Annotated in this window: 16 protein-coding genes; 10 read left to right on the top strand and 6 right to left on the bottom strand. The window is 35.7% G+C overall.

Annotated features, from left to right (window positions below; translation table 11 throughout):
• The first annotated feature begins 391 nt into the window (after nucleotides 1-391).
• The 10 genes from Q0486_RS09200 to Q0486_RS09160 all read left to right on the top strand — a co-directional run bounded on the left by Q0486_RS09200 (nucleotide 392) and on the right by Q0486_RS09160 (nucleotide 8,172).
• Nucleotides 392-958, top strand: coding sequence for a Crp/Fnr family transcriptional regulator (locus Q0486_RS09200; RefSeq protein ID WP_299232272.1), 567 nt, complete (start codon nucleotides 392-394; stop codon nucleotides 956-958).
• 9 nt (nucleotides 959-967) lie between these two features.
• Nucleotides 968-1,531, top strand: coding sequence for a Crp/Fnr family transcriptional regulator (locus Q0486_RS09195; RefSeq protein WP_299232270.1), 564 nt, complete (start codon nucleotides 968-970; stop codon nucleotides 1,529-1,531).
• Nucleotides 1,532-1,925: 394 nt separating this feature from the next.
• Nucleotides 1,926-2,585 carry a DUF4369 domain-containing protein gene (locus tag Q0486_RS09190; protein ID WP_299232268.1) on the top strand — a complete coding sequence of 220 codons (660 nt, stop codon included), beginning with the start codon at nucleotides 1,926-1,928 and terminating at the stop codon, nucleotides 2,583-2,585.
• A gap of 465 nt (nucleotides 2,586-3,050) precedes the next feature.
• The gene (locus Q0486_RS09185) at nucleotides 3,051-3,773 is read left to right on the top strand and encodes a hypothetical protein (protein WP_299232266.1); all 723 of its coding nucleotides are present in this window, start codon (nucleotides 3,051-3,053) and stop codon (nucleotides 3,771-3,773) included.
• Nucleotides 3,774-3,861: 88 nt separating this feature from the next.
• A complete protein-coding gene (locus tag Q0486_RS09180; RefSeq protein ID WP_299232265.1) occupies nucleotides 3,862-4,299 on the top strand; it encodes a DUF2867 domain-containing protein in 438 nt (145 codons plus the stop codon).
• A gap of 41 nt (nucleotides 4,300-4,340) precedes the next feature.
• Nucleotides 4,341-5,102, top strand: a complete 762-nt coding sequence (locus tag Q0486_RS09175; protein WP_299232264.1) for a class I SAM-dependent methyltransferase — start codon at nucleotides 4,341-4,343, stop codon at nucleotides 5,100-5,102.
• Between the two features lie 138 nt (nucleotides 5,103-5,240).
• On the top strand, nucleotides 5,241-5,675 hold the full coding sequence (locus tag Q0486_RS09170; protein WP_299232262.1) for a GNAT family N-acetyltransferase: 435 nt from the start codon (nucleotides 5,241-5,243) through the stop codon (nucleotides 5,673-5,675).
• A gap of 85 nt (nucleotides 5,676-5,760) precedes the next feature.
• Nucleotides 5,761-6,555 carry an MBL fold metallo-hydrolase gene (locus Q0486_RS09165; protein ID WP_299232260.1) on the top strand — a complete coding sequence of 265 codons (795 nt, stop codon included), beginning with the start codon at nucleotides 5,761-5,763 and terminating at the stop codon, nucleotides 6,553-6,555.
• A gap of 65 nt (nucleotides 6,556-6,620) precedes the next feature.
• Nucleotides 6,621-6,827 (top strand): DUF4113 domain-containing protein, encoded by a 207-nt coding sequence (locus Q0486_RS16155; RefSeq protein WP_363317988.1) that lies wholly within the window; start codon nucleotides 6,621-6,623, stop codon nucleotides 6,825-6,827.
• A 178-nt stretch (nucleotides 6,828-7,005) separates the two neighbouring features.
• A complete protein-coding gene (locus Q0486_RS09160) occupies nucleotides 7,006-8,172 on the top strand; it encodes a clostripain-related cysteine peptidase (protein ID WP_299232258.1) in 1,167 nt (388 codons plus the stop codon).
• Nucleotides 8,173-8,255: 83 nt separating this feature from the next.
• On the opposite strand, the gene Q0486_RS09155 is transcribed toward Q0486_RS09160, so the two are convergent.
• The 6 genes from Q0486_RS09155 to Q0486_RS09130 all read right to left on the bottom strand — a co-directional run bounded on the left by Q0486_RS09155 (nucleotide 8,256) and on the right by Q0486_RS09130 (nucleotide 13,483).
• A complete protein-coding gene (locus tag Q0486_RS09155) occupies nucleotides 8,256-10,118 on the bottom strand; it encodes a hypothetical protein (RefSeq protein WP_299232256.1) in 1,863 nt (620 codons plus the stop codon).
• Between the two features lie 167 nt (nucleotides 10,119-10,285).
• Complete coding sequence (locus tag Q0486_RS09150) at nucleotides 10,286-10,510, bottom strand: immunity 17 family protein (RefSeq protein WP_299232254.1); 225 nt, start codon at nucleotides 10,508-10,510, stop codon at nucleotides 10,286-10,288.
• Between the two features lie 2 nt (nucleotides 10,511-10,512).
• A complete protein-coding gene (gene tsaE, locus Q0486_RS09145; RefSeq protein WP_235339861.1) occupies nucleotides 10,513-10,935 on the bottom strand; it encodes a tRNA (adenosine(37)-N6)-threonylcarbamoyltransferase complex ATPase subunit type 1 TsaE in 423 nt (140 codons plus the stop codon).
• 39 nt (nucleotides 10,936-10,974) lie between these two features.
• Nucleotides 10,975-11,784 carry a metal ABC transporter permease gene (locus Q0486_RS09140; protein ID WP_299232249.1) on the bottom strand — a complete coding sequence of 270 codons (810 nt, stop codon included), beginning with the start codon at nucleotides 11,782-11,784 and terminating at the stop codon, nucleotides 10,975-10,977.
• A gap of 45 nt (nucleotides 11,785-11,829) precedes the next feature.
• Complete coding sequence (locus tag Q0486_RS09135) at nucleotides 11,830-12,249, bottom strand: phospholipase (protein ID WP_204391331.1); 420 nt, start codon at nucleotides 12,247-12,249, stop codon at nucleotides 11,830-11,832.
• 4 nt (nucleotides 12,250-12,253) lie between these two features.
• Nucleotides 12,254-13,483: a 3-phosphoshikimate 1-carboxyvinyltransferase gene (locus tag Q0486_RS09130; RefSeq protein WP_299232246.1), complete on the bottom strand. Its 1,230-nt coding sequence runs from the start codon at nucleotides 13,481-13,483 to the stop codon at nucleotides 12,254-12,256.
• Nucleotides 13,484-13,508: the final 25 nt, after the last annotated feature.

Raw genomic sequence — 13,508 nt, 5'->3', positions numbered from 1 at the left:
TCAAAATAAAACACGGCGGCGTTTGATATCAAACGCCGCCGTGTTTTATTTTGAATAATTAATACTTTGAAGTGACGTGATCGTTATCTCCTTATGCAACACACTTGCTTTTGCATAAGCCACCCTGTTTCGTGTGGAACTTCCGCAACAGTGCATCAATCGTACCAGCCATTTGTTGATACCGACTAACGACCTTCAGGAACTAGTTAGCACCGCAGTCTAGACACATAATTTACTTGTTTTTTATACAATAATCTAAATAAAAGAACAAATATATACAAGCATCTCATATCTTCCTTTAATAATCTATTATGCTTGTTTATATAGAAAATTATTGGATTATAATACTAACTTTGCAAATAGTTGTTATATTGATAATTAAATATTCGAAATGGCCAATTTTAATTCTTTTATAGACAAATTAGACATGGACTTCTGGCATGAGATTTGTGCTAAGAACGGTAAACTGTGTCATTATAAAAAAGGAGAATTCTTTGTGCAACAGGGGGATGTTATACGATATATGGGAATCGTGAAAGAAGGGTATTTTAAATATGTCGTAACAGATTCAAAGGATAACGAACATATAACCGGTTTGGCGCTGCCAGGAGAATTTGCCGGTGACTATTTAAGTACCATTTACAAATCACCTTGTATGACCAGTCTTGTCGCTGCAACAAATGTGGAGGTTCTGGCATGTAATTGTGAAGTACTCAATAAAGTATTCAATGAGAATAGAGAGCTTCATCAGCAACTCTCAGATTTACTGTTCCATGACGTTTATAAACGATATTTAGATATGCACAGTTTATCACCCAAGGAACGCTATATCGCTTTATTGAAAAGATGTCCTGATATTCTTCAAAACATATCAATTAAAGAAATTGCCTCTTTTCTGAATGTTACACCAACCTATCTCAGCCGTATCCGTAAGGAAATTACTTTTGAGAATAAATGATTTTATCATATGAACGAGTTCAATACATACCTAAATGACTTAGACTATTCTTTTATTAAAGATTTATGCGAAAGGAAAGGGAAAGTACATACTTATCGTAAAGGAGATTTTTTTATTCGTCAGCATGAAAAAAAGCGTTTTGCGGGATGGGTAGAAGATGGAACCTTTCAATATACCCATATTGACGAAGAGGGAGAAGAACACATTGTAGGGTATTCGTTTACAAATGAATATGTATGTGACTATTCCTCATTTATGAAAGGCAGCTTGTCATTGGTAAGCATTCAAGCAATAACTGATTGCTACGTTTATGAAATATCACACCATGATATGATTGAATATTGGGAGACAAATATGGAAACCCAACGGTTTGGAAGATGCGTAGCCGAAAATCTGTATGAAATGGTATATGAAAGACTGCTCGATTCGTATTGCAGTTCTGAAATTCGATACAAAAGACTGATGGAACGTTGTCCCAATCTAAAAGAAGCAGTACCTTTGAAAAACATTGCTTCATTCTTGGGGGTTACTCCTGAAACTGTCAGTCATCTACGCCGGAAATTGAGGAAGTAGCCGTATTTTTTAACATTTAGAGAAAAAGGTCTTGAAATATTTCAAGACCTTTTTTATTTATTATCCCGTACTTTGTATTCAAAATCAAAATTTCAACAGAAATATAAACAGGAACCTTCTATTATGGCCATACCTGTAAAAGTGAAAATATGTCGCTTCCTACATTATCCTTGACAGAGTTTATGAGAAAAAGCGATGTCAATTTTATGCAATTGCAATATGATTCTGTTTGCTACTCTCAAATTAGTTTGAGAGTTATGTTGCTTTGGACATGTATATTTGCAAAATAGCTATCATGTAATAGTCTTAGATAAAAGCATATTTAGAAATTTACTAAGTGTGCTGTAACAAACAAAATAATTGAGAAAGTCTAAAACTTAAAAATAACTGTTATATGAAAACAAAACATTTACTTGGAATACTAACGTTGTTCTCTTTTTTAGTGTCATGTACAGAACAGCAATGTATAATTCATGGAACAACTACTGGTGTAAAAGACGGAGATTATATGTATATCCATAATTATATGGAAAATACATATCTTGACTCTGCTATAGTTATGAATGGTAAATTTACATTCAAACTGCCCAAAGCGGCAGAAGAAGATTTTTTGCCTAAAGTTATAGTTCCTGCTGTGGGCAATGAGCCAAGTGTGGCTTGTGTTTTTACACAAGATTCTGAAGTGAAATACATAAGAGATGGCCAAAACCATATATTCGATATATATGGTTCTCCATATAATGATTTGTTTCGTATAGCATGTATGAAAACAGATTCAATCAGTCATGTGTTGGGACATTTTGATAATCTCCGTTTGAAGGATTCTACTTTGACGCAGGAACAGAAAGACTCAATAACATTAGAAATGAATGAACTCATAAAAGAAGACTCCATTCTCAATATTCAAAGAATAGAACGTAATATTGATAATCTTGTGGGGGCTTATTGCTTATACATAAGCAGACATTCAATAAACAAAGAAACATTTCAGAAACTTTTTGAAAGACTTCCCAAGAAGTTTGCATCATCAAAGCATTTTGATGATGTAAGATAATAACTTGGCAAGCATTAATAAAGCCTCCGGCTGAATTACTTTTCGGTGGTTTCTTATTGTTACCTTTCTTAGTGGGGTGCGAAAAATATCTCAAAGGTGAAGAGAAAATTCTAGGTACTGCCACTATTAACGGTCAGAATTATAAAAAGAGTCCATTGTATGGGCTTGGAATTTTCAAGGATATCCTTCATGTCTTGAATTTTATGAAAACTATAAGTTGTTTTATTATGAGATTATCTCCTGAAAAACTTGTTATTAAAGGGGAATTTGAGACAAAGACTGCGATAAATGAACTTACTTATTAGAATATTTATGCGATGAAATCAAAAAATGTAATTATACTTTTATCTATAGCATTTTTTGATGATAATCATAAGTTCCATAAACTATATAGAATGTATAATTTAAACGTTGCTTGATGAATGAAAATTCACTTGCGAAAGTTCAGTTAAACTAAGTTGGAGTATGAAAAAGTTGTTATTAAGTTTTGTTTTTGTATTTGCGTTGGTTTGTTGCAATAAAGAATTTGATGAAGAAAAGATTATTATGCCATTAACCTATGAACAGGAATTAGCGATTATAAATAATTATACAACACTTGATACGATAAATTATCGCTATTCAGCTATAATAACTGATGAAATAATGTTTGAGCATAATTTGACAGAAAAGAATGTGATACGTGCTTTAAAAAGTATTGAGTCTATTAATAAAAGTATAGAAGATGACGTTAAAGATGGTAAAGTGGTCTCACTTATATTGAATAATATTCATGGTTTTAAATCGTTCGCAGTCAATATTGACAGATCTCAAATAAAATTTTTAGATGTGTATGTACCAGAAGCAAAATTGGAAAGGACTGGGCGTGTGTATAATGGACAGATGACTTTTGCGTATGGCAATTGGTTTGAATATAGCAAGAGTTTTGATGCCAAGGAGCAGGTCACTACTGATTTTTCTGTTATGTCTTGTGATGGATATTGGAGCACAGCCATAGTCTGTGAGACGGGTTCCTCTTCATACGGACCTGCTTTTACAATTTATGGAAATAACAATACGGCAGGTTGTATAAAGCGATATTGGTGGTTTACTGGGACGAAGAATACCTCATGCCATTGGACATTTAGAGCACAAAAGCCTGTAGGAGGCAATGCAAAAGGTTATTTCTACATTTCGGATACTTATTAATTTGGTTGTACGTAGCTTCATCAAAACTTGTTTGGATAAGCATAAGTGATATAGAAAGTATAAAAATAATCTGTTGAAATATGGACTTATGAGAGACGATAAGAGTTACAATTATACGGATAAGTTTAGTGATATAATCCATACTGCAAAATTTATAAATGCTGCAGAGTTATCTGAATTGTTCTTTTCCGCTCCCAGGTGGATAACTATATTAATGACAATACGTAATATCATAATGAAACCTTTTGGTCTGAAAAAAGGAAGATGTTTATTGGATTTAGTACATATAGAGTCCGAGAACCTGGCAACAGTAAGTAAAAATGACAAGCATCTTGATTTGGAAATTGCTTTTATGACTGAGCGTGTGGAATGTGATAGTCAACGCATATCTGTAAGTACAAAAGTCAGATTTCATAATCGTTTTGGAAAATGTTATTTTGCCATAATTAAACCGTTCCACAATTTCATTTGCAAAACACTCTTACTACGAGCAAAAAACAACATTGAAAAATCTGTTTGCAGATAAGCATTATAATGCACCTGCAATCAATAAAGAAATCAAGGAATATGAATGCAGATTATAAAGTCGGAGATTTTATCTATGATGCAGATATTTATGATGGACTGAATAAATATCTGTCCGATTTAGAGTTTTACAAAAAATGGTTACCCAAAAATAAAGAGGCCAAAATACTTGAACTTTGCTGTGGAACGGGAAGACTTACGATTCCAATAGCAAAGGATGGCTATGACATTAAGGGCGTTGATTATACTTCATCCATGCTTGAACGGGCAAAAGAAAAAGCGCTTCAAGCCGGATTAAAAATAGATTTCATTGAAGCGGATATAAGAGAATTAAACTTGGGAGAGAAATTCGATCTTATTTTTATTCCGTTCAATTCTATTCATCATCTGTATAAAAATGAAGATTTGTTTGAGGCGTTGAACACTGTAAAAAAACACCTGAAAGGTAACGGTCTGTTTTTATTGGACTGCTTCAATCCCAATATCCAATATATTGTCGAAAATGAACGAGAACAACATGTTATGGCTGAATATACTACAAATGATGGAAGAAGCGTATTGATAAGACAAAGTATGCATTACGAAAGTGCATCTCAAATCAATCGTATAAAGTGGCAGTATTTTATTGACGGTGCATTTCACTCAGTCCAGAATATGGACATGAGACTGTTCTTTCCACAAGAGTTAAATTCATATCTTCATCAAGCGGGATTTAATGTTGTCCATAAATTTGGTGATTTTACAGAGTGTGAATTTAATGATAATTCTGATAAACAAATATACATCTTAAAACTCACTAGCTAATTTATGTAATCAGTTTTTAAGCCTGATTATAGTAAGTTTTTTAAAAAAGTAGTTATGTTACAAATTCTATAAAGAAGCGGATTCTCAGGAAGAGACAAGAAAAGAAATTATGACGAAAGAAACTTATAAACAGAGGCAATGGAATGGAAGAAATTAAAGAAGTTGGCAACTACAGAATATAACAACGCTGCAAATCTCTCATTTCAGGTTTGCATGGAGTGTAATGATTTTACCCAAGAAGGATTTGAAACTTTCAAGAGTTTTGTATACGATATTTCGATAACGGCTGAACTTGATATATATGGAGCTTTTGACAATGATAGATTAATAGGTATTATTGGTATCAACAGAGAAAAGCAACATATATCACTTTTTTTTGTACATAGGCAATACCATAGGCAAGGAATAGGAAGATCTCTTTTTAATTATATGATGGAAGACTGCGAATTTACCAGAATATCAGTTAATTCCTCAACGTATGCTGTCCCATTCTATCAATCACTAGGATTTAAGGTTGTGGGTGATAAAGAGTGTAATAGAGGGATATTAAGTATTCCAATGGTTAAATATTGATGACTTGACAATCATTGCATGTTATTGTACAAATTTAATAACGGCTCAATCTACAAACTAATATAAAAATGTTATATAGATTGTTATGAAAATAATATCTTTGGTAGAGAATACTACAAAATCAGGATTTCAAACAAGACATGGTTTGTCACTATATATAAAAACTAGAACTCATACAATTCTGTTTGATTTAGGTCCAGACAATACTTTGTTTGAAAATGCGAAAAAGAGAGAGATTGATCTTTCTAAAGTGGATATTGTAGTTATATCTCATGGGCATATAGATCATGGTGGTGCTTTACAAAGATTTCTGAAAATTAATTCCTCTGCAAGAATCTATGTACAGAAATCAGCTTTTGTACCTCATTATAGTAAATTTTTATTATTCAAGGTACCAATAGGTATTGATGAGTGCTTGAAAGATAACAGGCAGATAATATTATTAGAAGGTAATCATAAAATTGATGATGAATTATTCCTATTTACTATCTCGAATACAACAGGATTAACCTCTCCTCTTAATAATGTTCTTTATGATAAATACGGAAAAGATATATTTAAACATGAGCAGAATCTAATAATATCAGAGAAGAAGACAGTGTTGATTATGGGATGTGGTCATAATGGTATAATTAACATTATAAACGAAGCAAATAAATATAATCCTTCTTTATGCATCGGAGGTTTCCATTTAATGAATCCCATAACAAGAAGAATGGTTTCAAAAAATTATTTAAATGAACTTGTAACCATGTTGCAAAAGTTTAGTAACATAAAGTTTTATACTTGTCACTGTACTGGACTGAAAGCATTTTACTATTTATCACGAAGGATAAATAATATTCATTATCTATCGTGTGGTGATGAGATAGTTATATAATAATTTGTAATACCCATATAAAAAATAGTGAGGATAAACTAACCTGTCACAAACAGTAAGTATATATAATCACGTACTCATTCCTAACTTGCCTCCGGCCTGTCCGAACTCTTCAGCTTGGAAGAAGCTGTTGCAAACTTTTCTTCCGGCTGCTGTACATAAATAATAGGGCAACTACAGATAAGTCATGGCACCTCAAATTCGAACACATCAGCAAGCAGTACACCACCAACCTCTATGATGTCATTCATGTGAACTGTCTTTCTAAGTAATATACCTCGTTTAATATTATAAGTTGTTGAATATTAGGTCTTTTATTACATAGAAATTAGATGAGAGTTCCTGTTTTCAATTATAAACACTATATTTGCAATATTAGCTGTTTCGAATAATAATTAAATGTAGAAAATAAGATTTAATACAGAATTATAAATTCCCAATGGACGTATTATGAGGATAAAAAGTCAAATATTATTTGTATTATCCATATTCTTGTTTATTTCATGCAATAAAGAAGAATTTGAATTAGAGATTAATAACCAACGAACAGTCTTTATGTATCTCCCATGGTCAACTAATCTGACAAGCTATTTTTATAATAACATTTCAGATATGGAAGAAGCTATACAAGAAAATGGATTAGACAACGAAAGGGTTATCGTGTTTTTATCTACAAGTTCTTCTGAAGCGGAGATGTTTGAGATAACCTTAAATAACGGTTCGTGCAAAAGGAATGTCTTAAAAGAGTATATAAATCCTCCATTTACAACAGAAGCTGGTTTGACAGATATCCTAAGAGATATGAAGACATTTGCTCCAGCTGAAAGTTATTCAATGATTATCGGCTGTCATGGCATGGGGTGGCTTCCTGTTGTACAAAGCCGAAGCAAAGCAAAGGAAGAGTTTGTTTATCATTGGGATTATGAGAATGTTCCTATGACACGCTTTTTTGGTGGATTAACAGCCGAATACCAAACAGACATAAGTACTCTTGCTAAAAGTTTATCCAATAACGGATTGTCTATGGAGTATATTCTATTTGATGATTGTTATATGTCATCATTGGAAGTTGCTTATGAACTGCGCCATGTAACCAACTATATGATTGCCTGTCCAACGGAAGTTATGGTTTTTGGTATGCCATATTCTACAATGGGTAAATATCTCTTATCAGAGAATCCGAACTATAAAGCAATATGCGAGTCTTTTTATCAGTTTTATTCCAATTATCAATATCCTTATGGAACACTGGCTGTGACAGACTGCTCTTATATGGATAAACTTGCTGAACTGATGAAATACATTCACTCTAATTATTCTTTTGATAGTACACAAGCTTCGCATATCCAGCGTATGGATGGTTACTCTCCTGTGATATTCTATGATTTTGGTGACTATGTGCAGACACTATGCGGTACAGATACAGAAATATATAATAATTTTACAACACTAATGGAAAAAGTTGTTCCATATAAGACACATACAGAAAAATTCTACACAGCATCAAGAGGGCCTATTGCAGTGGAAAGATATTCAGGAATAACAACCTCAGAACCAAGTACAAACAGCAAGATGATAGATTATCCACAAACATCATGGTATATTGATACACATTAAACTATGAATCAAAAATACATATCTAAGAATATAAAAATAAGTAATTAATATACTCTAAAGGTTGAAAAACAATAAATTTTTTTTCAGAGCTCTGCTACCCATCTGTCGAGTGTCATCTCCTCAGAAAGACCGCCTTCCGACGAATCGCTCAAATGCTTCTTCAGACGGAATTTTTTCTGGGATACGGAAGAGACACTGACACCGAATATCTCTGACATTTGAGCATTGCTGAAACGAAGCTTTATCAGAATGCAAAGATGAAGTTCCTGCTTTGTCAGTGTCGGACAGATACCCTGAAGGTGACTTACAAAATTACCATACGTATTTTCGCATATTTGCTCTAAAGATTCCCATTCATTATCCTCCAGGATACGGCATTTCTTTCTAAGTTCCTTTACCAATCTGTCATTATCTACAACATAGTCGGCAAGCATACGTTCCCGCTGTTTCAAGTTAAGGTTCTCTTCTGATATTCTACGGAACTTCTCTGTATCATGGCGGGCCTTATCAAGTTTCGAAGTATATTCGGCAATATGCTGTTGCAAGGTATTTATATTTTCAGATAGCTTTGTGTTCTCTGACTGAAGGCTGTTTATCTGTTTACGGTATGATTCTATCTCTTCAGCATTAATTCCCTGACCTGCTATCTGCTCCTTAAGTTCATCAATATAGCGGTTGTTCTGCATGAGGCGTGTTTCGTATTCATGCAGTTGAAGCATGTACTCCTGTAACTTTTCTGACTGTTTACGTATGGTGGTTTCCTTACGGACAAGACGTTTCTGATAAAGATAGGCAACAATAGCTGTAACCACAATCAGGCATATTGTAATGATGAACAGCATACGCTGTGCGTCAGCCTTTTCCAGTTTTAGACGTTGCTGCTCGGTAATGAGTTTTTCGTGGTCGTATTTTTCCTTGTAAGCAATTATTTCCTTGCCCTTGTCAAGGGATATGATGGAATCGTTGTAATACAGCAACGAATCACAATAACTTTTCAGATATTTATGGTATTTGGGAGTATTCCCCAGTTTATACAAAGCATTGTATATTGCCCTCTTTGTATAAATATTGTTTGTTGTCAAGGCTTTATTCAAATAATAAAAAGCAGAGTCACATTCATTAAGCATCAAATAATTTGTTCCCATCAATAAAAATTGTTCCTGTCGTTTGGGAAAAGAATTTAGAATTTCCAATGACTTGTTGAATTCACGACTGCTTGTATATACTGAAGCCAGTTCTTTTTGCAGATTATAATAATATTCATTATTCTCGAAATCTAGATTTAAAGCAATATCAATACACTGCTTGTATGTTTCTATAGCTTTTGGCAAATTATTGGAAATACAGTAGCTTCTGGCCAAGAATTTAAGAGAGGCCATCTGATACCGCTTGTTCGAATCTTTTACGGCATAATCGTATGCCTTCGTACAGGCTTCCATGGCATAATCAGAAAGTCTGCGATATAAATACAGTTTCCCTAATGAAGACATTATCAGATATCCGGTTTTGTAATCGTCAGTTTTTTCCACTTCTGTTCTTCCTTCCAGATAATACTGCATTGCTTCCTCAATATTTCCTAAATCATAATTGATGTCACCCATGTAAAGAGCCGACATCGCCTTTCTGCGGGCATAATCCGTAGTCTTGTAATAACCGTATGCTATCCGGATGAGGGAATCAGAAGGGATTTTCATGACGAGTTTTACTTGTGCCTGTGAAGTCAGTAGGCACCACAACGCATGATTTTCCATATTCCTGCGTGCGGAAGGCATCGGCATTTCCTTCAGTATGTGCAGCGCACTGTCCGGATGGTCAAACATCACGGACTCCGCATGATTCAGTTGCGGAAGCGGTGTTTCCTCTCTGCCGTTTCCGTTGCATTGGATATTCAAGAGTGCAGTCCATCCAATCAGGATATACAGTATATAATATGTAGTCTTTCTCATTTCAAGAATTTTGCGGCAAAAATAAAAAATATCCGCACCAATTTAAATTATAGTATGCCTTTTTTGAAAGTAAGGCAGATGTAGTAATGATATATCAGGAAGGAACTAAAACGGCCGATTTGGATTATTCCGAACCGGCCGTTTTGATTAAGTAAAAAAATGATGGTCTATCTGTAGGCTTCGCGTACTGACAGAAAGAAATAAACTCCTGCCGCAATCATAGCCAGACCAAGTATTGCATAGAATATTCTGGATTTGTTTCTCCCAAGAGTTCTCACTATGAACTGTGAGTTTTGTGCAGTGAAGAACCATTCCCAGTTAAAGACTGATGCCATGAGAGACAAAATCCCTACCAGTACAAATACCGACTGTATTATGTAGTGTGCAATCATCGTTATTCAGCTTCGAAACGTACGGTACGTGTTCCGTCTTCTGCTTCTTCTATATATACGTTTACGGTGTTACCCGGAAGTACGTCCTCTATCAGTTCAGGCCATTCTATGAAGCAGAGTGCGCCACTATAGAAATAATCTTCATATCCCATGTCGTAAACCTCCTCCAGCTTCTTGATTCTGTAGAAATCGAAGTGATAAATCAGTTCGCCTGCAGTCTCAGAACGGTATTCGTTTACTATAGCAAAAGTAGGTGAGTTTATAACATCTGTCACTCCAAGTTCTTCACACACAGCCTTGATGAATGTAGTCTTACCTGCACCCATCTTGCCGTAGAAAGCAAAGACTGTATTGTCGCCCATTTCAGCTATGAATTGTTTCGCTGCTTCATGGATTTGTTCCAGTGAATTAATCTTTATTTCCATAATTATATGAGTTTATTGAATTCTTTAATACTTAATTTCTTAACTTCTCCTTCTTATCATTTTTGCTATGGCATAAATCACTATAGAAGTAAATATGATTGATGCTCCTGAGGGTACCTGAAGCTGATATGATAGCATCAGACCGCCCAAACAGCTTATGTAGCCTATCAGTATTGACAGCCAGATAATCTTCTTGAAACTGTATGTAAATAGATTTGCCGTCATTTGTGGCAGTGTAAGCAATGAGATGACAAGAACTATACCTATCATTCTAAGGCAAGCCACTATGGTCAGTGCAATGAACATCATCAGCGTATATTCAAACAGGGTTACGGGCAAGCGTTGCGAACGTGCAAATTCTCTGTCGAATGCTATTGATACTATAGGTCTAAGGAATATTGCAAAGAATACGGCGAGTGCGAGACTTATTATGCCAAGCAGTATGATATCGCTGGGAGTTATGGTCAGGATGTTTCCGAAGAGGAATGAAGAAAGCTCAGGAGTAAATCCCGGAGCGAGAAAACTGAATATAATTCCCACAGCCATACCGAAAGTCCAAAATACGGCAATGGCAGAGTCTTCCCGCATGTCGCTTCTTTTACTTAGCCATTCCACTCCGAATGCTGATAACACAGAGAATATGGCGGCTGTAAGTAGCGGCGAAATACCTGTATATAGTCCTATTCCTATTCCTCCGAATGAAGCATGGGTTATGCCTCCGCTGATGAATACCAGGCGTCTTGTCACGATGTATGTGCCTATTATTCCACAGGCTATACTTGCAAAAAGACTTCCCAGCAGTGCATTCTGGAAAAATGTATATTGGAACAGTTCTATAAAATCGGTCATTTTAAGTTTTTGAGTTTTTATGTTTGTTGACAAGTTGACGAGTTTTTAATGTATTCTTCTTTCTCCCACAATCAGGAACAGTTCGTCCTTAAGTTCGTCCGGAAGTTCAATGCCGCGCAGTTGCAGACTTCGGCACCATCCTGCCACCTCTACTTCCTGAGTGGAGTAAAGAATGTCTCTGAATTCTTCTATCTCTTCCTCGGTGTAGCTGTCTGATGTACGTCCCTTGAAACGGTCCAGCTCTTCATCGTCGTAGTATTCTATTTTCTTACTTACGGCTGCCAGCAGACTGTCTTTTTCGCATGTCTCGTGCTGTCCGCAACATTCGCTGTCCACTTCAACCACTTGCGGTTCTTCAGTTATTTCTCCTTTTTCAATTTTCTTCTGGATGTTGCGGTTATAGAAATATCCGGCAATAAGTCCGAACAGTGCAACACCGATGAGTGCTAAAACGAGTATCCACATGTCTTTATTCCTCCATTATGTTGAAACCTGCTTTTGTCAAATCATTCCAGAATCCGGGATAAGATTTTGAAACCACTTGCGGATTGTTTATTCTGATGTTCCTCAGCTTCAGTGCTGCAGGTGCAAATGCCATTGCCATTCTGTGGTCTTCGTATGTGTCTATGGCTGGGTTTGTGTCACCTTCACATCTTTTTCCGTCCCATGACAATACCGAATTGTCACTTTCCGATATTACGTATCCCAGTTTCTTCATCTCATTTATAAGTGCAGCCATACGGTCAGTTTCCTTTATCTTTAAACTTTGCAGACCACTGAAACGGAACGGTATTCCCAACATGCAACATGTCACTACGAATGTCTGTGCCAGGTCCGGCTGGTTTACGAAATCGTATTCCATTCTGTCTGTAACCTTTCCGCTTTTTGTCAGAACTACATTCTTGTCTCCATATTCGGTTGTTACACCCAGTTGCTCAAACAATTCAGCTACTTTTGAGTCTCCCTGGAAACTCTTTTCGAAAAGTCCCGGAAGTTTCACACGGGCGTTGTCCGACAGGGCTGTCATCTCATACCAGTAAGAAGCAGCGCTCCAGTCACTTTCCACATAATATGGAGTAGGTTTGTAAGTATCGTTGCTAATGCTTATGGTATGTTCGTCTGCCCATACGGCATCAGCTCCGAACTCTTTCATTATCTGGATTGTGAGATTGATATATGGCTTTGAAACGATGTTGCCGGTCAGGTTGAGAGTAAGTCCGTTTTTAAGAGTAGGACCTATCATCATAAGGGCGGATATGTATTGCGAGCTGATGTCTCCCGGCAGTGAGATAGAATTTCCATTAAGCTCTTTTCCTCTGATTCTCAGTGGGGGGAAACCTTCTTTTTCGGTATATTCAATGTCTGCTCCCAAGCTTCGTAAGGCATCCACCAGAATTTTTATAGGGCGCTGTCTCATCCTTTCAGTCCCTGTAATGATATGTTCGCCTTCTGTAACCGAAAGATATGCGGTGAGAAATCTCATGGCTGTACCTGCCGCCATGATGTCTATAGTGTCGGTCATTTCACTAAGTGCGCGCACCATTACGAAAGTGTCGTCACATTCGGACAAGTTCTCTATTTTCCCGTCATGTTTTGACAGTGCTTTTATAATAAGGGCCCTGTTGCATATACTCTTTGACGACGGTAAAAGTATGTTTGTATTTATATTTTCAGGTGCTGAAACTTTTATTCTACCCATATTGCAATCTTTCAGTGTTCGTTTA

Source organism: uncultured Bacteroides sp. (assembly GCF_937912035.1).
GTDB lineage: Bacteria > Bacteroidota > Bacteroidia > Bacteroidales > Bacteroidaceae > Phocaeicola.
This window is presented reverse-complemented; position numbering and strand designations above follow the sequence as displayed.